The 24,317-nt window shown below is 69.2% G+C and carries 22 protein-coding genes, 3 tRNA genes and 1 pseudogene; 9 read left to right on the top strand and 17 right to left on the bottom strand.

Annotated elements, in window-relative coordinates:
- Nucleotides 1–32 precede the first annotated feature (32 nt).
- From Phou_RS48240 to Phou_RS54840, 4 genes are all read right to left on the bottom strand, one after another.
- Nucleotides 33–956 (bottom strand): NAD-dependent epimerase/dehydratase family protein, encoded by a 924-nt coding sequence (locus Phou_RS48240; RefSeq protein WP_173071155.1) that lies wholly within the window; start codon nucleotides 954–956, stop codon nucleotides 33–35.
- A 117-nt stretch (nucleotides 957–1,073) separates the two neighbouring features.
- Entirely contained in the window at nucleotides 1,074–2,480 is a 1,407-nt protein-coding gene (locus tag Phou_RS48235; protein ID WP_173071153.1) for a cellulase family glycosylhydrolase, read from the bottom strand.
- 129 nt (nucleotides 2,481–2,609) lie between these two features.
- Nucleotides 2,610–3,704 (bottom strand): glycosyltransferase family protein, encoded by a 1,095-nt coding sequence (locus Phou_RS48230; protein ID WP_173071151.1) that lies wholly within the window; start codon nucleotides 3,702–3,704, stop codon nucleotides 2,610–2,612.
- A gap of 73 nt (nucleotides 3,705–3,777) precedes the next feature.
- Nucleotides 3,778–3,912, bottom strand: a complete 135-nt coding sequence (locus Phou_RS54840; protein WP_281365202.1) for a hypothetical protein — start codon at nucleotides 3,910–3,912, stop codon at nucleotides 3,778–3,780.
- Nucleotides 3,913–4,068: 156 nt separating this feature from the next.
- On the opposite strand from Phou_RS54840, the gene Phou_RS48220 reads away from it, so the two are divergent.
- Nucleotides 4,069–4,593, top strand: coding sequence for a GNAT family N-acetyltransferase (locus Phou_RS48220; RefSeq protein ID WP_173071149.1), 525 nt, complete (start codon nucleotides 4,069–4,071; stop codon nucleotides 4,591–4,593).
- Nucleotides 4,594–4,628: 35 nt separating this feature from the next.
- Nucleotides 4,629–4,859, top strand: a complete 231-nt coding sequence (locus Phou_RS48215) for a hypothetical protein (protein WP_173071147.1) — start codon at nucleotides 4,629–4,631, stop codon at nucleotides 4,857–4,859.
- A gap of 74 nt (nucleotides 4,860–4,933) precedes the next feature.
- Here the strand turns inward: Phou_RS48215 and Phou_RS48210 are convergent, their stop codons facing one another.
- The 9 genes from Phou_RS48210 to Phou_RS48170 form a co-directional block, all read right to left on the bottom strand.
- Complete coding sequence (locus Phou_RS48210; RefSeq protein WP_308785189.1) at nucleotides 4,934–5,488, bottom strand: TetR/AcrR family transcriptional regulator; 555 nt, start codon at nucleotides 5,486–5,488, stop codon at nucleotides 4,934–4,936.
- Between the two features lie 74 nt (nucleotides 5,489–5,562).
- On the bottom strand, nucleotides 5,563–6,360 hold the full coding sequence (locus Phou_RS48205; protein WP_218579656.1) for an SDR family oxidoreductase: 798 nt from the start codon (nucleotides 6,358–6,360) through the stop codon (nucleotides 5,563–5,565).
- Nucleotides 6,361–6,447: 87 nt separating this feature from the next.
- Complete coding sequence (locus tag Phou_RS48200) at nucleotides 6,448–7,725, bottom strand: ABC transporter substrate-binding protein (protein WP_173071143.1); 1,278 nt, start codon at nucleotides 7,723–7,725, stop codon at nucleotides 6,448–6,450.
- Nucleotides 7,726–7,775: 50 nt separating this feature from the next.
- Nucleotides 7,776–8,843: a branched-chain amino acid ABC transporter permease gene (locus Phou_RS48195; RefSeq protein WP_173071140.1), complete on the bottom strand. Its 1,068-nt coding sequence runs from the start codon at nucleotides 8,841–8,843 to the stop codon at nucleotides 7,776–7,778.
- On the bottom strand, nucleotides 8,840–9,718 hold the full coding sequence (locus Phou_RS48190; RefSeq protein WP_173071138.1) for a branched-chain amino acid ABC transporter permease: 879 nt from the start codon (nucleotides 9,716–9,718) through the stop codon (nucleotides 8,840–8,842). The genes Phou_RS48195 and Phou_RS48190 overlap by 4 nt, the downstream gene beginning before the upstream one ends.
- Nucleotides 9,719–9,732: 14 nt before the next feature.
- Nucleotides 9,733–10,440 (bottom strand): ABC transporter ATP-binding protein, encoded by a 708-nt coding sequence (locus Phou_RS48185; RefSeq protein WP_173071136.1) that lies wholly within the window; start codon nucleotides 10,438–10,440, stop codon nucleotides 9,733–9,735.
- 11 nt (nucleotides 10,441–10,451) lie between these two features.
- Entirely contained in the window at nucleotides 10,452–11,243 is a 792-nt protein-coding gene (locus Phou_RS48180) for an ABC transporter ATP-binding protein (protein WP_173071134.1), read from the bottom strand.
- Nucleotides 11,244–11,319: 76 nt separating this feature from the next.
- A complete protein-coding gene (locus Phou_RS48175; RefSeq protein WP_246274746.1) occupies nucleotides 11,320–12,423 on the bottom strand; it encodes an acyl-CoA dehydrogenase family protein in 1,104 nt (367 codons plus the stop codon).
- On the bottom strand, nucleotides 12,420–13,610 hold the full coding sequence (locus Phou_RS48170; RefSeq protein ID WP_173071132.1) for an acyl-CoA dehydrogenase family protein: 1,191 nt from the start codon (nucleotides 13,608–13,610) through the stop codon (nucleotides 12,420–12,422). The genes Phou_RS48175 and Phou_RS48170 overlap by 4 nt, the downstream gene beginning before the upstream one ends.
- A gap of 69 nt (nucleotides 13,611–13,679) precedes the next feature.
- Between Phou_RS48170 and Phou_RS48165 the strand changes: the two genes are divergently transcribed.
- The 6 genes and pseudogenes from Phou_RS48165 to Phou_RS48140 all read left to right on the top strand — a co-directional run bounded on the left by Phou_RS48165 (nucleotide 13,680) and on the right by Phou_RS48140 (nucleotide 16,586).
- A complete protein-coding gene (locus Phou_RS48165) occupies nucleotides 13,680–14,432 on the top strand; it encodes a class I SAM-dependent methyltransferase (protein ID WP_173071131.1) in 753 nt (250 codons plus the stop codon).
- A 93-nt stretch (nucleotides 14,433–14,525) separates the two neighbouring features.
- Nucleotides 14,526–14,598 (top strand) — tRNA-Gly (locus Phou_RS48160).
- 37 nt (nucleotides 14,599–14,635) lie between these two features.
- Nucleotides 14,636–14,706 (top strand) — tRNA-Cys (locus Phou_RS48155).
- A gap of 12 nt (nucleotides 14,707–14,718) precedes the next feature.
- Nucleotides 14,719–14,793: transfer RNA gene (locus tag Phou_RS48150), tRNA-Val, on the top strand.
- Between the two features lie 369 nt (nucleotides 14,794–15,162).
- Nucleotides 15,163–15,447 (top strand): annotated as a pseudogene (locus Phou_RS48145) (HAD-IC family P-type ATPase); the annotation flags it as partial.
- A 680-nt stretch (nucleotides 15,448–16,127) separates the two neighbouring features.
- Complete coding sequence (locus tag Phou_RS48140) at nucleotides 16,128–16,586, top strand: hypothetical protein (protein ID WP_173071129.1); 459 nt, start codon at nucleotides 16,128–16,130, stop codon at nucleotides 16,584–16,586.
- A 37-nt stretch (nucleotides 16,587–16,623) separates the two neighbouring features.
- On the opposite strand, the gene Phou_RS48135 is transcribed toward Phou_RS48140, so the two are convergent.
- Nucleotides 16,624–17,097 (bottom strand): hypothetical protein, encoded by a 474-nt coding sequence (locus tag Phou_RS48135; protein ID WP_173071127.1) that lies wholly within the window; start codon nucleotides 17,095–17,097, stop codon nucleotides 16,624–16,626.
- 535 nt (nucleotides 17,098–17,632) lie between these two features.
- Here Phou_RS48135 and Phou_RS48130 point away from each other — a divergent pair.
- Nucleotides 17,633–19,534 (top strand): tetratricopeptide repeat protein, encoded by a 1,902-nt coding sequence (locus Phou_RS48130; protein ID WP_173071125.1) that lies wholly within the window; start codon nucleotides 17,633–17,635, stop codon nucleotides 19,532–19,534.
- Nucleotides 19,535–19,742: 208 nt separating this feature from the next.
- On the opposite strand, the gene Phou_RS48125 is transcribed toward Phou_RS48130, so the two are convergent.
- The 3 genes from Phou_RS48125 to Phou_RS48115 form a co-directional block, all read right to left on the bottom strand.
- Nucleotides 19,743–20,150: a hypothetical protein gene (locus Phou_RS48125; RefSeq protein WP_173069235.1), complete on the bottom strand. Its 408-nt coding sequence runs from the start codon at nucleotides 20,148–20,150 to the stop codon at nucleotides 19,743–19,745.
- Nucleotides 20,151–20,474: 324 nt separating this feature from the next.
- A complete protein-coding gene (locus Phou_RS48120) occupies nucleotides 20,475–21,380 on the bottom strand; it encodes a dCTP deaminase domain-containing protein (protein WP_371872277.1) in 906 nt (301 codons plus the stop codon).
- Nucleotides 21,355–22,404 carry a thymidylate synthase gene (locus tag Phou_RS48115; protein WP_173071121.1) on the bottom strand — a complete coding sequence of 350 codons (1,050 nt, stop codon included), beginning with the start codon at nucleotides 22,402–22,404 and terminating at the stop codon, nucleotides 21,355–21,357. Before Phou_RS48115 ends, Phou_RS48120 begins: the two co-directional genes overlap by 26 nt.
- Nucleotides 22,405–24,317: the final 1,913 nt, after the last annotated feature.

Genomic DNA, 24,317 nt, shown 5'->3' with positions numbered 1-24,317 from the left:
GGTGGGCACCGGGCGGGGCGCCCACCGCGCGATCATTTGACCCAGTCGCGGAAGCCTTCCCGCCAGCTCGCAAAGCGCGGCTCCCAGCCCAGCTCCTTCTTCGCCTTCTCGTTCGAGGCGCCGCGCACCTCGGTCATCTGCGCGACCACGAACTCGCCGGCGAGCAGCCGCCCGACCCAGGCGGGCAGGCGCACGGGCGGTTTCGCGCCGGCGACCTCGGCGAGGTACGGCAGCCACTGCGCGACCGGCGCCGGCTCGTCGTCGACGACGTTGTAGACGCCGGGGGTACCGCGCTCGATCGCGGCGAGCGTGGCGGCCGCGGCGTCGGCGGTATGGATGAACGACCAGATCCCGGTCCCGCCGCCGATGATCGGCAGCTGGCGCTTCCGCACGGCCTCAACCATGGGATCCGAGGCGCCCGGGCCGTAGAAGGTGCCGTAGCGCAGCACGATCCCCTCTTCGGCGGTCTGCGGCACGGTCCGGTCCACGTACTTGATCGCGGCGATGGTCCGCTCCGCCGACCGGATCGGCCGCGCGACGACCGGGTCCTCCTCGGTCTTGATCGGGCCGCCGGAACGCTCGTACACGAAGTTGTGGCCCTGCGCGACGACCCGGCGGGTGCCCGCCCGCGCCGCGGCCGCCAGCAGGTTGTCGGTGCCCCGGGTGCGCAGCTCGTTGGTGGCGGCGAACACCCGGTCGACGTTCCTGAGGCCGCGCATCTGCGCGAGCGCGGTCATCTGGTGCACGATCACGTCCGGCTCGGCGGCGAGCACCGCCGTGATCACCGCCTCGCGGTCGAGCCCGTCGACGATCACGGGCTCGGCGCCGGCCGCGCGCAGCTGCGCGACCTTGCCGGGTGACCTCGTGGTGGCGGTGACCTGGTGGCCCGCCGCGACAAGCCCCGGCACGAGATGCCGGCCGAGCGCCCCGGTCGCTCCCGTCACAAAGACCCGCATGAGCTTCTCCCTCCGCGCGGCACGCATGTCCTCAGCCCAAGACTCTGCGGCACCCGAAGTTGTGACATCCCCGCTTTGGCGGGCGGGAAACCGGCTCCCGCCCGCCGTTATGCCTGTTCAGCGGTTGCGGATCCGGTCCCGGATCCAGGTGCCCGCCGGCTTGAGGCGGCTCGTGCCGGCGTACGGGCCGTTCGGGCAGGTGCCCGTGGTGAAGACGGCGCCGGTGCGGGAGTCGTCGGAGAAGTTCCAGTTGACCCAGCTGATCTGTTTCGTGGCCATCAGGTTCAGGTACTGCTGGGCGCGGTTGAAGTCGTTCGTCCCGTCACCGCTCGACGTCTGGGTGCCGAACTCCGTGACGAACATCGGGATGCGGTCGGCCGCGCGCGACAGGGTGTCCAGATAGTTCTGGCCGTGCGAGGCGGCGTAGAAGTGGAACGTGTACATGATGTTGGTGGCGTTTACCTGGTTGTTCGCGACCTCGTTCTCGTTGGAGCCCTCCGAGACGCCCAGCGACGACCAGGCCCGCGTTCCCACCAGCACGACGCCGTCCGGGTCCTGCGCGCGGATCACCGGGATGATCTGCTCGGCGTACGACTTGATGGACGACCAGCTCACGCCGCTCGGCTCGTTCGCCACCTCGTAGATGATGTTGGGCTTGCCGGCGTGCCGCTGCGCGATCTCGGTGAAGAACGTGCGGGCGCGGGACAGGTTGTAGTTGGGGTCACCGGGGTCGAGCATGTGCCAGTCCACGATGACGTACATGCCGCGGGCGCTGACCTGCTCGATGTAGCTGTGCACCCGGTCGGTGAACAGGCGCGGGTTGGTCTCGTAGCCGCCCTCCTGCACGTACATGCTGATCCGCACCACGTCGGCCCGCCAGTCGGTGGCCAGCGCGTCGAACGCGGCGCTGCTGTAGCAGTTGGGGAACCACTGGATGCCGTGCGTGCTCATCCCCCGCAGCTGGACCGGGGTGCCCCGCTGGTTGCACAGCTTGGTGCCGCAGACGCGCAGCTGGCCGTTGGTGGCCACCGGTGTCCCGCCGGTGGGCGGCGGGGTCGTGGGCGGAGCCGAGGTCGGCGGTGCCGACGTGGGCGGCACCGAGGTGGGTGGTGGCGTGGTGGGCGCCGGGCCGCCGCCACACGGCGCGCCGTTGACCGTGCAGCCGGCCGGCACGCCCGAGCCGCGCCCGATCCAGCCGAACGTCGTGCTCGCCCCCGCCGCCAGCGTCCCGTTGTACTCCCGGTTGCGGAACGTGTGCCGGTTGCCCGAGCTGGTCAACAACGCGTCCCAGTAGCTGCCGACACCCGATCCCGCCGGTAGGTCGAAGGCGACCGTCCATCCGTTGACCGTCGAGCCCGTGCCGTTCGTGATGGTCATCTTGGCTTCGTACCCGGAGCCCCAGTCCTGCACCTTGCTGAACGTAGCGGTCACCGCGGCGGCCTGTGCCGGCGCGGCCAGCACGATGCCGGTGGCGCCTACGCCCAGCGCCAGGAGCGCCGCCAACAGGATGCGCACCTTCGCCATAGTCTCCTCCGTCGATGCGAGGGGTATCGATGGAGAACGGTAAGTAAAGTTGACTAACAATGTCAAGAGTCATTGCCGTCGCGGCTCCCGGCGAAAGATCCTGCGAGGATGTCGAGAACGGAGCTGGCGCTAGGGCGAGTAGCGCCACATCAGCATGAGGTACGAGCCGTACCAGGCCGAGCTGCACGCGAGCGCACCGACGATCAGGAACACGTTGCGGTTGCGCACCTTGGCCAGGCCCGCGGCCACCGGAAGCAGCAGCGTGAACGCGGGCAGCAGCAGCCGGCCCTTGGAGTGGAAGTAACCGGCCGTGCCGATGACGGTGACGAGCAGCACCGCGCTGTACACGACCAAGGGCCACGGCCACCGCTCGGCGAGCTGGACGACCATCAGCACGAGCGCGACCAGCAGGACGAAGGCGCAGGCGTAGAAGGCGAGGTCGGACTTGCGGCTCAGGTAGCCCCACACGGCCTGTGCGGTGTAGACGCCGCCGTCGAACTTGGCGCCCCACCGGTGCCGCTGCACCCAGAAGTAGCCGTCCGGCCGGCCGGTGCGCAGGCCGACCCAGGCGATGTACCCGACGAAGCCGACCGGCGCGATCACGCCACACGCCCACGGCCGCCAGCCGTCCCAGCGGCGCAGGACCGCCACGCCGGCGGCCAGCCCGACCGCGACCACCAGCGCGGAGGCCGAAGGGCGGGTCAGCCCCGCGAGCAGCGTCAGCACGCCGGCGGTCACCCATCGCTGGCTCAGCAGCGCGTACAAGGCCCAGGCGGCGAAGGCGGTGAACAGGCTCTCCGTGTACCCCGTCACCTCGATGACCGCGTGCGGCACCACGGCCCACAGCGCGACCAGCAGCAGGCCGGTGCGGGCGTCGCGCAGATGCTTGCCGAGCTGGAAGAGGCCGCCGGCGGCGACGATGCCGGCGATCCACGAGATCACCAGCCCCGCCGTCCACGTTGGACCGGGCGTCACCGGGGCCAGTACCGCGATCATGGCGGGGAACAGCGGAAACATGGCGTACGACTTGGGCGCGGTCGGCCCGTACCCGTCGTTGGCGATCCGCTCGTACCACAGGGAGTCGTAGCGGTGCCCCAGCACGGAGAGCAGGTCGGTCGGGCCCTTGTCCTGGACGAGGGCGAGCACCACCAGGCCGGCGACGTGCAGTCCTATGTACACACCCACCGCCGGCGCGATGCGCACCAGCGGTCCAGGCAGCCGCATCACCGTCTCCGCTCCCCCGTCGGACGACCCTCCCGCACCAAAGACGCGCGAGCGGGGAGCAGCGTTGCACAAATCAGGCCGCGGCGATGACCTCGATTTCGATCCGCGTCCGCGAGGATCGCGCGGAGGTGCCCCAGACGAGCCTGAGCTGCTCCTCCAGTGTGGAACCAGCCGCTCCGGCCGGGTCCAGGCCCATCGTGCCGGCCACGAAGACGACTGGGTGACCCGTGTGGCCCGTACCTTGACCGCCCTCCCATCGGGTTTTCCCGCGGTCATGAAGTGTCGGACAGGCCCCTTTCAGATCGCTTTCGCCGCCCTGTCAAACCGGCTGCGCCCCAGCCCGTGGGGCGCTACCGTGACGCCGATGTTCATCCGACGCGAGACCCCTGACGACGCGACCGCGATCCGGGCCGTCCACGCCGCGGCCTTCGGGCACCCGGAGCAGCCCGACCGCCCGCCGGTGGAGGCTGACCTCGTCGACGCCCTCCGGGCGAGCGACGCCTGGCTGCCCGCGCTGTCACTGGTCTGCACCGACCCGAGCGGCGAGCTTGCCGGGCACGTCGTCTGCACCCGGGCGAGCATCGCCGGCGAGCCGGTGGCGCTCGGCCTCGGCCCGCTCGGCGTCGTGCCGTCCCAGCAGCGCAGCGGCGTGGGTTCGGCGCTCATGCACGCCGTGCTCGGTGCCGCCGACGCGCTGGACGAGCCGCTCGTGGTGCTGCTCGGCCACAAGGACTACTACCCGCGCTTCGGGTTTCGGCCGGCCGCCGCGCTGGGCATCACGCCGCCGGTCGCGGAGTGGGGCGAGCACTTCCAGGCCCGCCCGCTGGGTGCGTACCAGTCACGCCTGCGCGGACCGTTCACGTACGCGGCGCCCTTCGAAGGGCTCTGACGCATAGATCGGCCTTGCCGGGGTAGGGCGTAGGTATGGCGACGATTCAGGAGACCGGCCAAGCTACCGGTACGAAGGACAAGGACTACAACATCATCTGGTTCACCGAGGCGTGCCTGAGCAACGCGCTGCGGCTGGAAACGTACATCCAGGACGCGGAGCGTGACGGCGACACCGAGCTCGCCGACTTCTTCCGGCGCGCGCAGGGCGAGAGCCGCAAGGGTGCCGAGCAGGGCAAGCAGATGCTCCGCTCGCGGATGAGCTGACCGCCGGGCGGGCCCGCCGGCTCAGCCGACGCTCGCCGCTATCGCGGTGACCAGCAGAGCGGAGACCGTGCGGGTCATCGCCCGCCGCGCCCCTCGACGTCCAGCCCCAGCCCGTCGCGGAACATCGACCACGCCGGCCACATGCTGGACGCGACGAGGGCGTCGACAAGCTCGCTCGCTCCGGGGCCGGCGAGCTCCAGCTCCGGGGCGAACAGATCCTCCACCTCGCGCCGCACCCGGCCGATGTGCTTGGCCCGGTTGCGGCGCAGCTGGGGTGAGGTCGGCTCGCGCATGGCCGCGGCCTTGAAGATCGGCGCGAACATCTGCATGAGGTGGGCCCGCTGGCGGCAGTACGCGTCGACCCGCTGCCGCAGCGGCAGGTCCGCCGGCACCGGAATGAACTCGGCGTCCTGCCGCTCCAGCACCTGGATGCCGCTCGCCTCGAACAGCGTCTCCATGTCCTTGAAGTTGATCCACAGGGTGCGCAGGGAGACGCCCGCCCGCTCGGCGATCCGCTCGCCGGTGGGCCGCAGGTCGCCCTCGGAGATGAGGGCGAGGTGGGCCTCCACGATCGCCCGCCGGGTGCGCTCCGCGCGCGCGGTCCGGCCGTCCACCCGCGCCTCCGTCATGTGCCCGAGTCTAGGCCCTGTTTGGAAAGTCCCTGCCGGGCTGCACCGGGCCCAGGCGGCCTCGACAATCCTGTTCAAACAGGGCCTGGGTCGCCCTTCTGGTCGGGTGCCTCGAGTGAACGCTGGATGCCGTTCATGGCGCGCAGCCAGCGGTCGGTGTCGGTGGCCCGGCGCCGGTAGTGCTCGGCCACCTCGGCGTGCGGCAGCACCAGGAAGCGGTCGCCGGCCAGGGCCTCCTCCACCCGGTCGGCCACGTCGTCGGCGCCGATCGCGTCCGGTTCCAGCAGCGCGGCGCCGGCCCGGCCGGCGCGGTCCAGCATCGGTGTGCGGACACCCTGCGGGCACAGCGCCTGCACGGTGACGCCCCGGTGGTGGTACGTCGCGCGCAGCCACTCCGCGTAGCCGATCGCCGCGTGTTTGGTGACCGCGTACGGCGCGCCGCCGAGCATGGTCAGCAGTCCGGCCGCCGACGCGGTGACAAGCAGCCGCCCCCGCCCGGCGTCCAGCCAGCGGGGCAGCAGCGCGCGGGCGGCGTACACGTGTGCCATCACATTGACCCGCCAGGACAGCTCCCACGCGGCGTCCGGGTCGCCGATGCTGTCGTCGGCGGCCACGCCCGCGTTCGCGCAGAAGAGGTCGAGCCCGCCGTACCGCTCCCACACGGTCGCCACGAGCTGTGCCACCGCCGCCGGGTCGCCCGCGTCGCCGGGCAGCGCGACACCGCCCACCCGCTCGGCGACCGCGCGGGCGGCGTCGGCGTCGACGTCGTTGACGACCACCACCGCGCCCCGCTCGGCGAAGCGGCGCGCCAGGGCCGCACCGATGCCCGAGCCACCGCCGGTCACGACCGTGACGGCGCCGGCGAGCCGCAAGCCCGCTCCATCCACTGTGTACTCCTTGAGGTTGGTCTGGCGACGCCCGCGCTGCGGGAGCGGACCGCGCGGGCGCCGCCCCGGCCGCTACGCCGCTGGGATGCCGTTGGCCGGTGGGGCCGGCGGCTGGTCGGCGTACTCCTTGACCGGTCCGTCGGCCTCGTCCGTCTCGTAGATGGGGCCGAAGTACTCCTGCGTGGTCCCGGTGACCTTGGTCATCCGCTGCCCACCGTACCCGGAGTGATCGTCTCCGGAGAAGCGCAGCGGCGCGAGCCCCGGCCCGCGGAACCCGCCCTTCTCCACGGCCTCGATGATGCCCTCGCGGGTGAGGTCCTTGCCGGCGGCCTGCAGCGCCTGCACGAACAGGTAGCCGACCGCCATGCCGTACACGATGTTGCCGTCGAACTCGGCGCTGCCGTTGTACTGGTCATTGATCTTCTTGAAGAGCGCTGTCCACGGGTCGTCCAGGTCGAACTGCGACGGCAGGTAGTTGACCGCGAGCATGCCTTCCAGCAGGCCCTTGGCCTCGCCGAGCCGGCCGGCCACTGTGGTGTAGTCGGCGCCGACGTTGGACACCACCCACTGTGGACGGAAGCTGAGCCGGGCCGCGGTGCCGAGCGTGAGCGCGGTGAACGGTGGCACGGTCGCCAGCATCACGACCTGGCAGGCGCCTGCCTTGAGCGCGCCGACCTGCGGGGCGACGTTGGGCTCCGTGGTGACGTACTTCTGCTTCACCGCCACACCGGTCGCGCCCAGGATCTTCTCGATGCCGAGCAGGCTGTCCCGCCCGAAGTCGTCGTCCTGGCCGAGGAAGCAGACCTTCTGGCCGGGGAAGTTCTTCTGGATGTAGGTGGCCAGGATCTTGCCCTCGACCGTGTAGTCCGGGTTGAAGCCGAACGTCCCCGGGTACTTGTCCGGCTGGTCCCAACTGCGGCTGCCGGAGGCGACGAACAGGTCGGGCACCCGGTTGCTGGCGAGGAAGTCGAGCACGCCGGTGTGCGTGCCGGTGCCCAGCCCGTTGAGGATGGCGAAGACCTTGTCCTGCAGGACGAGCTGGCGGACGACCTGCTGGGTGTTCGCCGGGTTGTACCCATCGTCCATGATCTTGTATGTGATCTTGCGACCGTGCACGCCGCCGTTGGCGTTGACATGGTCGAAGTAGGCCTTCGTCGCGGGGGCGATCTTCGAGTACCCGGCCGAAGCCGGGCCGGTGAGCGGCATGTGCGTGCCGACCACGACCTCGGTGTCGGTGACACCCGGCACCGCCGCGCCACCCCCACCGCCTCCGTCGTCGCCGCCGCACGCCGCGACGGCAAGCACCAGCGCGACGGACGCGCCGGCGGCCAGAACCTGCTTGAGCTGCATCGGTACCCACCTCTCTGTGGTCACACGGCGTAATTCGCCGGCGGCGGGGCTCACCGCCCGGCGCTGTGTTGTCGCTCCGCGCCCGGGTCGGACCAACCCCGGGTCCTGCGGCGCAGTCCGGCGGCGCGGGACAGCAGGCCCTGCACGCCGCCGGGCGCGAGGAGCATGACGGCGACCAGCGTGATGCCGAAGATCGCCAGTGGAAGGTTGCCGTCGAGCCGCTGGGCGGCCGACGGCGAGAGCGACAGCGCCTCGGTGACCGAGTGGCTGGCCTCCGGGAGCAGGACGAGCAGGACCGCACCCCAGGCCGCGCCGGCAAGGCGGCCGAGGCCGCCGATCACGACGGCCATGACGAGGAACAGCGACAGCGTCAGCGAGAACGCGCCGGGTGACACGCTCTGCGCCAGCACGGCCAGCAGCCCGCCGCCGAGCCCTGCGCAGGCGGCGCTCACCACAAACGCGAGCACCTGGGTACGGGCCACGTTGATGCCGGCCAGCCGGGCCGCCACCTCGTCGTCGCGGACCGCCCGGAAGTGCCGGCCGTAGCGGCTGCGCAGCAGGTTGGCGAGCAGGAACATGACCAGCAGCGCGCCGGTCAGCGCGATCCAGGCCTGCCACCGCTCGTAGGGGAAGTCGTAGCCGAGCGACATCGGCGGCGGTGCGACGTAGACGGACAAGCCCTGGTCGCCGTTGAAGACGCTGTCGAACGCGGTGGTGAGCGCCGGCACGATGACCGCGACGGCGAGCGTGACACCGGCCAGGTACGGCCCGCGCAGCCGCGCCGCGGCGAGGCCGACCACCAGCCCGGCGACGAGCGCGGTGGCCACGCCGATCGACAGCGAGACCGGCAGCACCCAGCCACCGCTGATGTCCCGGTCGCGGAACTCGTTCTGCGCGAGGGCGACCGGGTAGGCGCCGGTGGCCATCAGCGCGCCGTGGCCGAGGGAGAGCTGCCCGCTCAGTCCGGTGAGGACGGTCAGGCCCGCCGTCGCGCACAGGTACGCCGCGGCGGTGGCGAGCTGGTAGTTGCGGAACGGCTCCAGCCCGTAGGTGAGGGCGAGCAGCGCGGCCGCGGCCGCGATCGTCAGCGCCAGGTGGCGCACCACTGTGGACTTCATACCCGCCTCGCCGCCACCGTCGAGAAGAGCCCGGAGGGGCGCACCAGCAGCACCGCCAGCAGGAGCAGCAGCACCGCGACGGGACTCATCTCGGCGCCCGCGTACCCGCTGACGTAGGAAAGCAGCAGCCCGACGGCGAGCCCGCCGGCGACGGCGCCCAGCGGGCTTTCCAGGCCGCCCACCACCGCCGCGGTGAACGCGGTGACGAAGACCAGGTCCATCGACGTGGGGTGCAGGCCGAGTCCGGTCGGCACGATGAGCATGGCGGCAAGGGCACCGACCGCCGAGGCGAGCGCCCAGGCCAGCGTCCGCATGCCGGCCACGTTGACACCGAGCAGGCGGGAGACCTCCGGCGCGAAGGCGGCGGCCCGCAGCCGCAGGCCGACCGGGGTGCGGGTGAACAGCAGCGCGAGCCCCACCATCAACACCACCACGGCGGCGAAGACGAACAGGTCGTACCGGGACAGGAAGGCGAGGCCGCCCACGGTGAACGCGGTGCGGCTGAACGGCGCCTCGGCGGGGCGGTACTCGTTGCCGTACAGCATTCCGAGCACCGCCTGGATGACCAGCACGAGCCCCAGCGCGACGATGACCGCGTTGAGCGGCGAGGCGTGCCCGACGAAGCGCATCACGCCCCGCTCCACCACGGCGCCCAGCGCCAGTCCACAAAGGAGAGCGGCGCCGAAGCCGAGCCAGTACGAGCCGGTCGCCGAGGTGACGCTGTACGCCGCGTACACGGTGGCGATGGCCATCGCGCCCTGGGCGAAGTTGACGATCCGGGCGCCGCGCCAGATGAGCACGAGCGCGAGCGCGAACGCGGAGTACACCGCGCCGCGGGACAGCCCGTCGAACGTGAGGAACACGAACCGGTCCACCCGGCTCCCTCCCTTCAGAATCCGAGGTACGCGTGGCGGAGGGCGGCGTCGTCGCGCAGCCGCTCGGCGGAGGCGGTGACGGCGATCCGGCCCAGCGACATGACCACGCCGTCGTCGGCGACCGAAAGGGCACCGCGCACGTTTTGCTCGACCAGCAGAACGGTCAGGCCGCTGGCGTCGCGCAGGCGCCGCAGCAGCGCCATGATCTGGGCGGTCACCCGCGGAGCGAGGCCCAGCGACGGCTCGTCGAGCAGGAGCAGCCGGGGCCGGCCGACGAGCGCGCGGGCCAGCGCGAGCATCTGCCGCTCGCCGCCGGAGAGCTGGTGTCCACTGTGCTTTCGCCGGCGGGCCAGGGCCGGAAAAGTCTCGTACGCCTCGGCGACGTCCCGGCGCAGCCCGGCGGCGTCACCGCGCCACAGCCCGCCGAGGCGCAGGTTTTCCTCGACGGTCAGCTCGGCGACGACGCCCCGGCCCTGCGGCACGTGGGCGAGCCCGCGCCGCACGAGATGCTCCACTTTGGCCCCGCGCAGGTCCTGGCCGTCGAAGACGATCCGGCCCGCGGTGGGTTTCAGGAGCCCCGACAGGGTACGCAACAGGGTGGTCTTGCCCGCCCCGTTGGCACCCAGCACCGCGGTGATGGCGCCGCGGGGGATGGTCAGGTCGACCTCCCTGAGGACGGGCGCGGCACCGTAGCCGGCGACAAGCCCGCGAACCTCCAACATGGACGTCTCGCTCACGCCGGTGCCTCCGCGTCCACTGTGCTCACATCGGCGCCCAGGTATGCCTCGGCCACCGCCGGGTTGTCCCGGACCTCGTCCGGAGTGCCGGCGGCCACCACACGGCCGAAGTCGAGCACGACGATCTCGTCGCAGACCGCCATCACCAAATCCATGTGGTGCTCCACCAGCACGACGGCACACTCCCCACCGCTCTGCCGGGGCAGCGACCGGATGAGCTGGCCCAGCTCCTCGACCTCCTCGGCGCCGAGGCCGCCGGCCGGCTCGTCGAGCAGCAGCAGCCGCGGTCGGGCGGCGAGGGCGCGGGCCAGCGCGACCCGCTTGCGCACCGCGTACGGCAAGGTGGCCGGCGCGGCGGCCGCGTGCTCCGCGGCGCCCACCTCGGTAAGGCACCGCATCGCCAGCTCGCGCAGGCGGCGCTCGTCCCGGTCACTGCGCGGCAGGCCGAGCAGCGCCGGGACGAAGCCGGCCCGGGCCGTGTGGCTCGCGCCCGCCATCACGTTTTCCAGCACGGTCAGGCCGTCGAAGAGCCCGACGCCCTGCAGGGTGCGGGCGATGCCATGCGCGGTGAGCCGGTGCGGCCGGGGCCGCAGGGGCGCGCCGTCGAGCGTCAGCGAGCCGGAGGACGGCGTCACAAACCCGCACACGACATTGAAGAGCGTGGTCTTGCCGGCGCCGTTGGGCCCGATCACACCGACGATCCGGCCGGGCTCGACCCGCATCGAAACGTCGTCGAGCGCGACAAGGCCGCCGAAGCGTGCGGTGATGCCGTGCAACGCCAGCGCCATTGCTCACCTCACCAGGTAATTACACAAGGAGTGTAGTTTCTTGGATCGGGTCGTCCAATCCCCTGTTACGCGCTCGTTACGCGGCGGGCAGGTCGACCAGCTGCCCGAGGGCCGCGCGGTGCCGATCCGGCGTGCCGAAGGCGATAGCCGCCGCCTTGGCCCGCTTCAGGTACAGGTGTGCCGGGTACTCCCAGGTGAAGCCGATCCCGCCGTGCAGCTGCACGCACTCCTCCGCGGCGTGCACGGCCACCGGCGCGCAGTGCGCCTGTGCCAGCGCGGCCGCGACCTCCGCCTCGCCACCGGGCTCACCGGCGCTGGCAGCGGCGTAGCGGGCCACCGCCCGGGCCTGCGTCACGTCCACCCAGACGTCCGCGAGGCGATGCTTGACCGCCTGGAACGAGCCGACCGGGCGGCCGAACTGGCGCCGCTCCTTCACGTACGCCACGGTGGTCTCGAGGCACCAGGACGCGACGCCCAGCTGCTCGGAGGCGAGCAGGGCGGCGCCCGTGGTCAACGCTGCGCGCACCGCGACGCGGCCGGTCTCGGCGCCCGCGATGCGCTGCCCGGACGCCCCGGCCAGCGTGATGTCGCACAGCTGGCGGGTGGCGTCGAGCGAGACCACCGGCGTGCGGGTCACTCCCGGCGCCTCGGCGTCGACGGCCCAGAGCCCGTCCGCCGCCGGTACCAGAAGGATGTCGGCGGGCAGCGCGTCGGCGACGCTGGTGATCGTGCCGTGCAGGCCGCCGTCGCGCTCCGCGACCCGGTCGTAGAGCGCCCGGTCGTAGGGCGACCGCGAGAACGGCACGGCCAGCGCCGCGACCGCGTCGCCCTCGGCCAGCGGCCGGAGCAGGTCGGTGGCGCCGCAGGTGAGCAGGGCGGTGGTCGCGACGACGGCGCTGCCCAGGTACGGCACCGGCGCGACCGCCCTGCCCAACTCCTCCAGCACCAGCGCGGCGACCCGGTGCCCCGCCCCGGCGCCGCCGTGCCCCTCGGGCACGAGCAGCCCGGCCAGTCCCATCTCGCCGGCGAGCACCCGCCACAGCTTCGCGTCGTACGGCTCGCCGCCGTCGATCCGGGCCAGCGCGGCCGGCCAGCGGTCCACATCGGACAGCAGCGCGCGCAGGCTGGCCCGCAGGTCCTCTTCGGACTCGTCGTAGAGCAGGTCGGGCATCGCCGTCATCGCGGCAGGTCCTTCCAGGCGACGGTGGTGTCGGTGCGCGGCTCGGCGGGCAGTCCCAGCACGCGCTCGGCGATGATGCCGCGCAGCACCTCGGAGGTGCCGCCTTCGATCGAGTTGCCCTTGGCCCGTAGGTATCGATGGGTGGCGGCCCGGTCGAGCACGTCGGTGCGCTCGGGCCGGCGCAGCGTCCAGTCGTCGTGCCGCAGGCCGGCCTCGCCCAGCACCTCCAGCTCCAGGCCGGTGATCCGCTGGGTGAGCATGGCGTGCGTGAGCTTGACCGCCGAACCCTCCGGCCCGGGCTCGCCCGCGGCGAGCTGCTGGCGCAGGCGGGCGCCGGTCAGCCGGGCCGCCTCGGCGCGCACCCACAGCCGCATCAGCTCGTCGTGCAGGCCCGCGGTGCGCACCTCGGGCCACTCGCGCCAGGCCCGCACGAGCGGCTCGATAGGCCCGCCCTCGCGGGGCACGGGGGTGCCGCCGATCGCCACCCGCTCGTTCATCAACGTGGTGCGAGCGACCGCCCAGCCCTCGCCGGGTGCGCCGAGCCGCAGGTCGTCCGGGAGCCGCACGTCGGTCAGGAAGACCTCGTTGAACTCGGCCTCGCCGGTGATCTGCCGCAGCGGACGCACCTCGACGCCGGGCGCGGTCATGTCGCAGACGAAGTAGGTCATGCCCTGGTGCTTGGGGGCGTCCGGGTCGGTGCGGGCCAGCAGGATCGCCCAGCGCGCCTTGTGCGCGAGGGAGGTCCAGACCTTCTGCCCGCTGACCACCCAGGCGTCACCGTCGCGGACCGCGCGGGTGCCGACGGCGGCCAGGTCGGACCCGGCGCCGGGCTCGCTGAACAGCTGGCACCACACCTCCTGCCCGGTCCAGAGTGGACGCAGGAAGCGCCGCTGCTGTGCCGGCGTGCCGTGCCGCAGGATGGTCGGCGCGGCCATGCCGAGGCCGATGCCGATCCGGCCCGGGTCGTTGTCCGGCGCGCCCGCGGCGGCGAGCTCCTCGTCGACCGCCGACTGCAGCGCGCGGGGCGCGCCCAGGCCGCCGAGGCCGACCGGGAAGTGCACCCAGGCCAGCCCGGCGTCGAAGCGGGCGCGCAGGAACGCGAGCGGGTCACCGTCGACCGGATGCCGGGCCACCAGCTCCTTGGCGAGGGACCGCAGCTCGGCCGCCTCCCATGTATTTGCACTCACAGTGCAATCATATGACCGGCGGCGCCGTCTGGGAAGCGCCCTCTTTGAGCCGCTGGCAGTCTTGGCGGCATGGATGGAGCTGATCCACAGCGGTGGTCGACGGTCGCGCAGGGCTGGGCGGAGCTGTGGGGCGGGTACCCCGAGCCGGCCTGGCGGGCGATCCTCGACGCGGCCGGCGCCGGCCCGGGCACCCGCCTGCTCGACGTGGGCTGCGGCGCCGGCGACCTGCTGGCGTACGCGGCCGGCCGCGGCCTCGACATCGCCGGCGTGGATCCCGCGCCCGGAATGGTCGAGTACGCCCGCGCGCGGCTGCCCGCCGCCGACCTCCGCCGCGGCGGAGCCGAGCGGCTGCCCTGGCCGGACGGCACCTTCGACGTGACGGTGTCGGTCAACGCGCTCCAGTTCGCCGACGACACGCTGGACGCCCTCACCGAGATGACCCGCGTCACCCGCCTGTCCGGTTACGTGGCAGTCGCGAACTGGGCGGAAGGTTCACAAAACGACCTGAACGTGATCGAGGAGGCGGTAGCTCGCGCCGACGACGAAGAGCCACTGCCCGACGGCGAGCTGCGGCGCGAGGGCGGCCTGGAAGCCCTGCTCACCGAGGGCGGCCTGCGGGTGGTGGCCGCCGGCCTCGTGCGGATGCCCTGGCACGCCCACGACGGCGACACGCTGGTCCGCGGCGTCCTGCTGGGCGAGGACGGGGCCACGATGGCCGCCCGCGCCCCGGTGGTGCTGGCCGCCGCCCGCCCGTACCGCGACGCGGCAGGCCGGTACCGGCTGGTGAACGCGTTCCGGTACGCGCTGGGCACCCGCCCCTGAGGTGCGACGCGCCGAGGGGGAACCGAGTTGGCAGTTGGTTCCGGACTGGGCTAAAGTTCTCATCCGTCACCGGGAAACATCCCGGCTGGCAGTGCGGACGTAGCGCAGTTGGTAGCGCATCACCTTGCCAAGGTGAGGGTCGCGGGTTCGAGTCCCGTCGTCCGCTCGGAGTGAGGCCGCGACAAGACGTCGGGGGTCACCTCGGTGGAGTGGCCGAGAGGCGAGGCAACGGCCTGCAAAGCCGTGTACACGGGTTCAAATCCCGTCTCCACCTCGCATCACATACGGGCGATTGGCGCAGTGGGAGCGCGCTTCCTTGACACGGAAGAGGTCACTGGTTCAAACCCAGTATCGCCCACCAAGTTTCCGCAGCTAGAGGGCTTGATCACTGAGCTTGGCGATCAAGCCCTTGATCATTTGTCCGTGATTTGTCCGTAGGACGCGACGTCACATCGCGACGCTGCCCGACCGTCACTGACATCTCACGACGTCATTGTTAGCGCCTGCACAGGCGCCGTTGAACACATACCGTGACGGCGAGATACCCCAGGTCGGCGCCCCCACGAGGCTGATACGCGATAGCCATCGCTTCTCGAAGGCACCTATCCGGACGCGACCGGGCGGCGCGGGTAGCGGTCCCTCACCGGCTGGGCCACGGCGGCAAGCATTCTGATCGATCCGGCAGCGCGTCCGGGGTGCGGGGTACGGTCGAGGCGCGGCATCGCCGTCGGCGTGGGACGGCCGCGCCCGTGGGTCCTGGCCGTCGCTGACGCGGTCAAACCCACCAGCCGCGCGGCGGTGGCAGCGCTGCGCCGGCTCGGCCTCACCCCGTGCTGCTCACCGGCGACAACCCGACGGTCGCCAAGGCCGTAGCGGCCGAAGTGGGCATCGACCAGGTGGTCGCCGGCGTGCTGCCGGCCGGCAAGGTCGACGTGGTCAAGCGCCTGCAGGACGATTGCAAGGGCGTCGCGATGTCGGCGACGGGGTCAACGACGCAGCCGCGCTCGCCCAGGCCCGACCTCGGGCTATTTGAAATGACTCCGCAAGGGGCGTCTTTGCTGGTAGAGGTGGTGCGCCGCCAGGGACTCGAACCCGAACCGCGGGTTAAGAGCGGGCCACGGTCCCCTCCGGCTCGTCGTCCCCCGAGGTCCTTCACGACCAAACAACCGCAGCCGGCGCCAACATCCCATCGTCGAGGCACTCATAAGCAACTACCTGATCCGGGTCATACGCTGGAGCGTCTGGCATGTAGCCATGGTTCGCGAGCGCGGTCTCGCCGGCCCTGACCTCCCGCACCGACTCACCGCAATCCGGGCACCGTGCGACTACCTCGGTCATCACGACCACCCCTTGATCCACCGTCCCACTGGCAGCGGGCCATTGACACGAGAATTGGACCCAGTCGATGCAGACCCCGGTGCAGGGTATCTCACACCCGTAGCCAGCCCGTCACCACGTTGGTGAACACCCCCACAGGCACGGATGCCGCCAAAGTGCCCGCCAGACCCACATCGAACGCCACGGACGCTGCCGAGGCGGCGCGCTGAATGCGGACGACGCACTGAGAGGGAAGCGGTGCGAACCTGCGGCGAGTGACCAACGAAGGCCTCCGCCGCAAGCCGAGACCTGATTCCGGCCGATTCGTCTCGCTGAATTCGCACATCTCGTAAGGGGCCATGGCCGGACGATGGCGGCATGCGGCGAACTTCCCGTGCCGCGCTCCCGCCATCCGTCGAGCCGATGTTCGCCACCACGGTCGACGCAGCGCTGCACGCCCCCGGGTGGCTTTTCGAAGCCGAGTGCGACCCTTGGCCGGCACTGATGATCTTGCAAACAAAAGGCGCGTGCCCGCAGCTCGGGGCGGCCCGACACCGGACCATCTATTTCTCGGATGTCGCCCAGACCGGTGGAACGCTGCCCTTGGTGAGCGAAAGTGCCTTGTTGCCGGCGCTGCGCAGCCCGCTCTTGTCCGTCAACCCGTTGATGTGGCAAGAGGTGCCCGACGCTGGCCGGACGGTCGTGCTCGCCGGCGCGTGCCGGTATGTACGGATCCCGCTGTTCTTGCCGTCTGTGCTGCCGTGCAGAGATAGGCGGCTGGAATTGTCCAGCAGGCACCGCCTGTCTGACTCGGCACCGGCGGCCAGCGGTGTCTGAGCTCCCGCGTGGCGTGCGCCCGCGCCGTCGGTGGCCGCTATGGCTGGCGGTCGGCGTAGGCGTGCTTGGCGTATCTGGCTGGTGGTGGGCGCCGGAGGCGGCGCGGGCGGTCGGTCGGTTCCTCGACGCCGATCTTGAAGCCAAGGATCAGATCAGCAGCGTCGTTAGCATGCTGGTGGGCGGTGCTTCGCTGCTGATCTTTTTCGTACTCGGCATAGCGCAGTTGCGGCAGAGCCGCCAGGATTCGGCGCTGCTCCTGCCGTGGGTGCTGCGACAGCGGCGGGCCGCCGACCAGTTGCGCCGTTTTCTGGGCCGACGGGAGGGCCTTGCGCGGATCGGCGACCGCCGGACCGCAGCGCTGGCTCTGCGGGTGCATCCCGCGATCGACACCCCACCCGCCGCCGCTGTTCATCCGTGGTGGCGGCGTCTGGTCGGCCGGTGGACGGGCGACCGGGGCCTGCATCCAGACCTGCCGACCTTCATAAAGCGTGACAAGGGTGAACAGCTCCATGACCGGATGCGCCAGGCCCGCAGCGGCGGCGGATTCCTGATCCTTGTCGGCGATTCCTGCGTGGGCAAGACCCGGCTGCTGTACGAAACCGCCCGCGAAGAGTTGCCAGACTTCGCCGTACTGGCCCCCGACCTTGGTAACGGCGAACTGGTCAACACGATCGCCGAGGCCACCTTCAAACTCCCGAAGCTAATCGTGTGGCTCGACGAGCTGCAGCGCTTCCTACCCGGCCCATACCTCATCAACAGCGGCACCCCGATCACGGCCGCCGCCGTGCGGCAGTTGCTGGACGCCCCAACGCCGGTCGTCATCCTGGGCACCCTCTGGCCGCAATACGCCACTGTGCTGCGTGACGACGACGCGGACGCCACAGGCCAGCGGCGCCCCCGCTACCCGAAGCCGTGGACATCCTCACCGACCAGCGGCTCCACGAAATCCGGTTGGACCCCTTCTCCCCCACGAACAGACCGAGGCCGCCCGCCTGGCCGTCCAGGACCCTCGGCTCGCCGAGGCCGTCGCCGACCCGGACTACAACGTGACCGAAGCCCTCGCCGGCGCCCGAGAACTCATAGGCCGCTACCAGCGCGCCACCACCACCCAGCGGGCCATCCTGCACGCCGCCGCCGATGCCCGCCGGGTCGGCATCCAAACGCCGCTCACCGAGCCGCTGCTCTGCGCCGCCGCCCGCGGCTACCTGACCACCGTCCACCCCGATGACACGTGGTTCCCAGCAGACCTCGACGAGCTCACCAGCCAGGAGCGCCGTCAAGACAAGGCGACCGCACCCCTCGTCCCGATCAACAGCCCCGACCGGCGAACCGTAATCGGCTACACCGTCACCGACTACCTCCTCCAGCGGCTGAACCGGCAGCGACGCACCGAACCTCTGCCTCGAATCACTTGGGAAGCCCTCATCGAAAACACCAATCATCTCGGTGACCTCATGGGCCTAGAGCAAAGCGCCACTGACCGGCTGCTTTTGATCCACGCCACCTCTATTTACCAGCGCCTAATCAATCTCGGGCTCCACGCCGCCACCAACGCTGCTGGGCAGCTGGCTGAGCTGCTCGTCGAGCAGAGCAACGTCGACGAAGCGATCAAGGTTCTGCGCACCGCAGTCGACTCCGGCGACAGCCTCGCTGCCCAGCGGCTGACTGAGCTGCTCCTCGAGCAGGGCGACGTCAACGAGGCAATCAAGGTTCTGCGTATCGCAGCCGACTCAGACGACAGCCCCGATGGTGGCGAAAGACTCGCTGCCCAGCGGCTGGCTGAGCTGCTCGTCGAGCAGGGCGGCGTCGACGAACTGCGTGCGCGTGCCGATGCCGGCGACGGCTTCGCGGCCCAGTGGCTGGCTGACCCGCTCGTCCAGCAGGGCAGCCTCGACGAGGCGATCAAGGTTCTGCGCACCGCAGCCGACTCAGGCGACCCCTCCGCTGCCCAGAGGCTCGCCGGCCTGCTGAGCGTGCAGGGCCACATCGACGAACTGCGTGCACGTGCCGATGCTAGCGACAGCTTCGCTGCGTGGCGGCTGGTCGACCTGCTGGTCATGCAGGGCCGCTCTGGCGAGGCGATCGAAAGCGCGCGCGCATGGGCCAAGGCCGGGGACAGCTCGGCTGCCCGGCGGCTGGCTAGACTGCTGGTCCTACAGGGCCGCACAGGCAAGGCGATCGAGGTTCTGCACACCGCGGTCGAGGCCGGCGACAGCTTAGCCACAGGGCGGCTGGCCGACCTGTTGGTGGAACGAGATCGCACTGCCGAGGCGATCAAGCTTCTGCGTGCCCGTGCCGATGCCGGCGACCGCAACGCCGCGTTGAAGCTAGCCGACCTCCTGGTGGAGCAAGATCGCACTGCCGAAGCGATCGAGGTACTCCGAGCCTGGGCTGACTCTGGCGACTGGTGGGCTCTGCGCCAGTTGATAGACCTGCTGGTCGGGCAGGACCGCGTCGACGAACTGCGTGCCCGTGCCGGTGCAGGCGACAGCTACGCGCGAAGCTGGCTTGGCGAGCTCCTACTCGAGCAGGACCGCATCGACGATGCAATCGAGGTTCTGCGCACCCCGGCCGATGCACGCTACAGCGACGCTGAGTGGCAGTTGGCTGACCTCCTCGCAAAGCAGGGCCGCGCCGACGAGTTACGCGTTCGGGCCGAAGCCGGCGACAGCTCAGCGGCGAGGCGCCTGGCTGACCTGCTGATGGAGCGAGATCGCACCGGCGAGGCGATCGAGCTTCTGCGTGCCCGTGCCGATGCCGGCGACGGCGACGCGGCATGGCGGCTGGTCGACCTCCTACTCGAGCAGCGCAGCGCGGATGACCTGCGCGCCGAGGTTGACGCGGGCACACCTCACGCCGCGAATGCCTGGATCACGGTTCTCGCGAAGCAGGGAAAGGGCGACATCGCCGAGCGGATACGGCGGCACGGGCTCGACCCGGACAACTGACAGAACGAGAGGAGGCTCTGCGATGGCCGGGCAGAGCCCTCAGCCGAAGCACGCCCGGAACGCCAGCACGCCGGCAACAGACCAGGACGCCAAGATCACCTCGTTTCGGGGCGACGCGGAGCCACACAGGATGGAGCCTCGGGACGGGAGAGGATGAGGTGTCCAGCGCAACGACGGCTCGTCGGAGCCTCGAAGCGCTTCGTCCAAATTAGGGCGGTGACTGTGAACATCGTCCGACCCGGCTTGTGCTGGAGGTTGTACGTGCCGTGTGCGGTTTCGCGAGATGCTGGACAGATTGGTTGCGGGACATGATTGACATGATCAGCTGGTGGCTGAGTCGGTTTGGTAGGCCCTGAACCGGGTGACGGGGTCGGTATTCGAGCCGTGGGTGTAGGGCGAGATCTTCGCCGTTGTGCAGGACGCGCAGGTGGGTGTCCTCGACGAGGATGGTGAGGAGCTTGCCGGCCTGGGTGCGCCCGACACGGATGCGTTGGCGGGTGACCATCACGATGCCGTCGGTCAGGACGCGGCGTTCGACTTGGACCGGTCCGGCCGGTGGTGCGGCGAGTTCGGTGGTGGCGATGCGGGCGCCGCGCAGATTGCCCGCGTTGGTCAAACGGGAATGGGTGGGGCAGCGTCTTGGCCAGGACACCGCCGGCGATGACGTGCACGAGGTGTCCGTGGAGGCGAGCGGTGACGCGTTGGCTGGCCTGGTGTGTCCAGCTGCCACAGGTGCATCGGGTTTCCCGCTGCCACGGCTGTGCTTGCACGGATGGTGCTGCTCCCCTCCCGCACCAGGCCGTTGCGGACCAGCGCCCGGTGCACCGTAGCCTGCCCATGGTTGACTCCGGACGCTGTGCAGGTAGGTAGCGGTATTCAGCTATCGACAGAAATTGCTGCCGTTGGCGCATGATGCGACAGGGACGGCGAGGAGATCCTACTAACGGCTTCTGCGGGGCGAGCGGGAGTAGGCATTCAGCGCCGCGATGACTACATCTAAGATCTTTTTAACGATCAAGGCGACGGTTCCCATCGCGCATATTGCAACCAACGCGAACGGCCAAGTTCTCGGTATTTCTTCGGACAGCTTCACTACTCGTTCGTCCGAAGCGAACGTAATCCCCGCGTTAAGCAATACTCCAAGAAACGTCACGGCAAGCAGATAAACGCCGAATGTCACTAGCGGGGCGGTACCGTGTTCGACGCGTTCGAGTCTGTGAGACAGTCTATTCAAGCGTTCATTCTGCTCGACCAACTGCGGAAACAGAGATAGTGCCCTATTTGGGGCATCTGCCGCATATTTTGTGCTAATTAGTTCTTGAGTCGAGTCAGCCGGAAAATTGCCCGACTCTCCAACAATAGTTGCAAACTGCAACGACGCAAGTGCAGTGATGCCTGGTATCAACGTCTGAGGCTCAGAGCCGACATTAACTATCAAAAAGTGAAGTCGCTCGTCTGGCGACTTCTCCAAGCGACTGCCAATCCACTCGAAGCCAAATCCCGGATTTACGAAGCCTCCAGTTAGTACCAGCACTCCCTTTCTAGCCCAACTCCACTTGACGCTTACGTGCGCTCCGATGTCGGAAGGAAATGCAAACCTCTCTTTTGTTGACACTAATGCGACCGACGAAGGCTGCAGGATCACCGGATCGATGCGATGCTCACCCACAGCGTACTTGACCGGCTCGCCGTCTGGGTCCGTGATGAATAGAAGGTCAGAGGCCATTCGAACGTCGTATCCGGCGCCCTTCAATTGGGACCGATCCCACGTACCGTGGCGGATGATCTGATCGGCCTCAAGCCGCTTAAGTATTTCTGACTTACCCAGTAGGCCCGCGTCTATCATCCTCGGGTTCTGAGATCTTATGCGCCGCATCCCGCTCCTTCAGGTCTACGCGCATCGCGCAAAGCCGGCCAAGATCGCCGGCTCGCCCCCACGCGACCAGGGCGTCACCCACCCGTCCGCACTTTAGCAATGCATGGCCGAGCAGAACAGACTCGGCCATTCCGCCGAGCGTATCTTCGTCATGAACCCTTCCGCCGATCTGTTTGGATCTACGTATTAGTTCTTCAACCGACTCACGTTCGATCTCGTTCTTCACAGCCCCGATGGATTGCAACTCTTGGAGAGATCCAGGGTGTGGAAGCACTTTCGGCGTGAGATCTTCCTCCGCTACGCTCGTCGCGACGTCGAGTTCGTCTTCATAGATGTGCATTGAAGCAGCGAAGTGCATGTACCTACCTGGCGCGATCCCGAGTTCGGCCGCGAGCAGTCTTTGAATTGTGGTTAGCAGCGCCACGTCATATGGCATAACCATGAGCGCCGACTGAGAGCGCATCGTAGCAACCGCGTCGAGCCTGTCGTCTCGAAGGAGCAATTGCAGGCCCATCATACACGGCACGTCGCGCGTCGGAGTCGTCAAGTCCTTTGACTCAACCATTAGCACCAAGGCACGTCGCGTCGCACGATCTGCGCGCAGACGCTGAAGTGTAACCGCAAATTGTTGGGCAGCGCCGAACAGACGCGGACCCAGTGCGCTTCTAACGCGCACCCCGTCATCAGTAAAGGCGGCGGCTCGATCGTTCCAAAATCTGATACCAGCAACGGTATCGTCGCCAGTGACGGTCCATAGAATATTTGCCAGAGCATAGGGCAACGAGAGCGGCCGAACCGCCGACGCAAACAAAACTTGCTCAGGATGGTCTAGCGTAAAGGAGTAGGCTTGGATCTCCCGAAACGGGCGAGGGGCTCGCCTGAAGGACGAACCGACCGACAACGGATCGGTGACGCCGTTCACGAGCCTGCCCTCCTTGAGGACATCCCGTGTTACCTGCTGCAATGCTGCAGCGAAGGTCGGAAAAGGCTGCACCTACGGAGGGTACCTCGCCCCGGCAAGAAGCCGCTGGAGCTTACCAACTGTCACCTTCCTGTCTCTTCGTCCCAACCGCCTCGGACGACATCGGGCATTATGTCACTCAAGGCAATCTGACCACTACGAAACGTTGCGGGCCGCATCAACTGGGACATGCTCGCTAGTGGGTGGCCACTGACGTTTCCGGTCCGCACGCGTCGCGGGCAGACCCGGAAACGCTGCGTTTGGCAGAGGCCTGGTGCGCCTGGGAACCCGGCGAACCATAGTGGCCACTGCACCGGAGAAGCCTGAGCCGGCGGCGTACACGTGAGTCCCCGCCGAATGGTTGGACAGGCACCTTTATCCCCTCTTAACAAGCCGTTTCAGGGATCGAAGCACTTTCTTCGGCTATGAGAGTTAGCCTTCGGCGGGCCTCAAGGGCTCCTCGGACGTCTGGCCGCCATGCGGCGTCGCCTTGCCGTTGCGCGATCCGCGCGGTCGCGGCCCTCGCCTGAAAAGCCGCAGATTTTACCGCAACAGCTACCACCGACCCCTCCCACTCACGGCCAGACGCGTACCAGCGCAAATGCGCAGTTGAGCGGCGGCGACCGCCCGGCGGCCGAGGCCAACGGCCTCGTCGGTATCGGCCTCGCCGCGGACACCGACGAGGGAGGCGACGTCCGTAGTCGGCACCCGCGGATTAAGAGTCCACGATCTTCGATATCGCGGTATGACGCTTGATTCTGCCCCGTGTCGTTGTGGCTGGTGGGGTGGCCGGTGGTGTGTTGCGGTGTGTCACCGGCTTCCGCACCGTGTCGGGACGGATGGTCTCCCCACGGTCTCCCCTGGCCCGGCTGGTCGCGGCGACGAGGGTGCGGAGTGGGCTGGGGTCGGCGTGGGCGAGGTAGCGGAAGCTCTGGGGGTGGTCGGAACTGGCCTTGCTGCCGCAGCTCGTGCAGCGGCAGTGGCTGGTCGAGGGCGCAGACGCGGTGGAGAAGGAGTGAAGCAGGAGCAGATGGGCGTGTTCGGCTCCTTCGAGGTAGTCGTCGAACTCCGACCGGTCCAGGCTGAGCGCGTGGCGGTGGTGCCGCCACGCGGTCTCGGGCTTGAGGTCTGGATCTCGCGGAGGCGGGCGGTGCCGACGATCGCCATGGTGGGGCTGCCGGCGTACAGGATGATCGGCGTGTCCGGCCGGGCGTTGACCGGGCGGCGACGCAGCTCCACTGTCTTGACGCCGGACAGAATGGCGTTGGCGAACCGAGGGCGCACGGATAGCAAGAGCGTCCTAGAAGTGGTCACCGTTGGCGGCCTACCTAGTAGATCGCAGAGACAAGTCCGAGGTATCCGCAGCGGGCTAGACCGGTCACGCTGCTGGAGTTAGAACACCCTGACCTTCTGTCCTACCAGCGGGAACAACCGGCCGATCCGCGCCCGGATCGCGGCAGAGGAGTGCGTTGCTAGTCAAGTATCTGTCATTTCCGCTGACGATCCCGAACAAATTCGCCCTTTGTTGTCGCATGGGACTTGAGGACGATGCAAGATCGAGTATTGCGGCGCAGGCGTCGGCCGCGGACAAGGAACGAGCGAAGGCCATCGAAGAATCTTTTAGGGTTGCGTGGAGAGTTACTCGAGCTTGCGGAATTCATGCAGAAACGGGGCATTTCAACCGACGCAATTCGGATTAGTCGCGGCGTTGTAATGAGACGTCGACTATTTAGGTCAAGGCCCGAGGTTGTGTGGGATCACCTGGCCGATGGCTGGAAGGCTGTTCAAAGAGCGCGGTCGCCTTTTGCTCGAAAGTGGCGGTCGTTGGCTGATCGGCGCTACCGGAATGTTCTGTGCCACGCAGGATCTCAGATCGTTGAACCGCCCGCGGCCCGGTTTGCGTCCGACCATTGTGGAGCAAGGAGCAAACGCGATGACAGCCACAA

This window comes from Phytohabitans houttuyneae, assembly GCF_011764425.1.
Lineage (GTDB): Bacteria > Actinomycetota > Actinomycetes > Mycobacteriales > Micromonosporaceae > Phytohabitans > Phytohabitans houttuyneae.
Note: the sequence above shows the minus strand (reverse complement) of the source record. Positions and strands in the feature narration are given on the sequence as shown.

Bases quoted from the DNA above. Each gene is read 5' to 3' on its own strand.
- Phou_RS48240 (WP_173071155.1), bottom strand. From the start codon at position 956: ATGCGGGTCTTTGTGACGGGAGCGACCGGGGCGCTCGGCCGGCATCTC.
- Phou_RS48235 (WP_173071153.1), bottom strand. From the start codon at position 2,480: ATGGCGAAGGTGCGCATCCTGTTGGCGGCGCTCCTGGCGCTGGGCGTA.
- Phou_RS48230 (WP_173071151.1), bottom strand. From the start codon at position 3,704: ATGCGGCTGCCTGGACCGCTGGTGCGCATCGCGCCGGCGGTGGGTGTG.
- Phou_RS48220 (WP_173071149.1), top strand. From the start codon at position 4,069: ATGTTCATCCGACGCGAGACCCCTGACGACGCGACCGCGATCCGGGCC.
- Phou_RS48215 (WP_173071147.1), top strand. From the start codon at position 4,629: ATGGCGACGATTCAGGAGACCGGCCAAGCTACCGGTACGAAGGACAAG.
- Phou_RS48210 (WP_308785189.1), bottom strand. From the start codon at position 5,488: ATGACGGAGGCGCGGGTGGACGGCCGGACCGCGCGCGCGGAGCGCACC.
- Phou_RS48200 (WP_173071143.1), bottom strand. From the start codon at position 7,725: ATGCAGCTCAAGCAGGTTCTGGCCGCCGGCGCGTCCGTCGCGCTGGTG.
- Phou_RS48195 (WP_173071140.1), bottom strand. From the start codon at position 8,843: ATGAAGTCCACAGTGGTGCGCCACCTGGCGCTGACGATCGCGGCCGCG.
- Phou_RS48185 (WP_173071136.1), bottom strand. From the start codon at position 10,440: ATGTTGGAGGTTCGCGGGCTTGTCGCCGGCTACGGTGCCGCGCCCGTC.
- Phou_RS48180 (WP_173071134.1), bottom strand. From the start codon at position 11,243: ATGGCGCTGGCGTTGCACGGCATCACCGCACGCTTCGGCGGCCTTGTC.
- Phou_RS48175 (WP_246274746.1), bottom strand. From the start codon at position 12,423: ATGACGGCGATGCCCGACCTGCTCTACGACGAGTCCGAAGAGGACCTG.
- Phou_RS48165 (WP_173071131.1), top strand. From the start codon at position 13,680: ATGGATGGAGCTGATCCACAGCGGTGGTCGACGGTCGCGCAGGGCTGG.
- Phou_RS48140 (WP_173071129.1), top strand. From the start codon at position 16,128: ATGCGGCGAACTTCCCGTGCCGCGCTCCCGCCATCCGTCGAGCCGATG.
- Phou_RS48135 (WP_173071127.1), bottom strand. From the start codon at position 17,097: ATGGAGCTGTTCACCCTTGTCACGCTTTATGAAGGTCGGCAGGTCTGG.
- Phou_RS48120 (WP_371872277.1), bottom strand. From the start codon at position 21,380: ATGATAGACGCGGGCCTACTGGGTAAGTCAGAAATACTTAAGCGGCTT.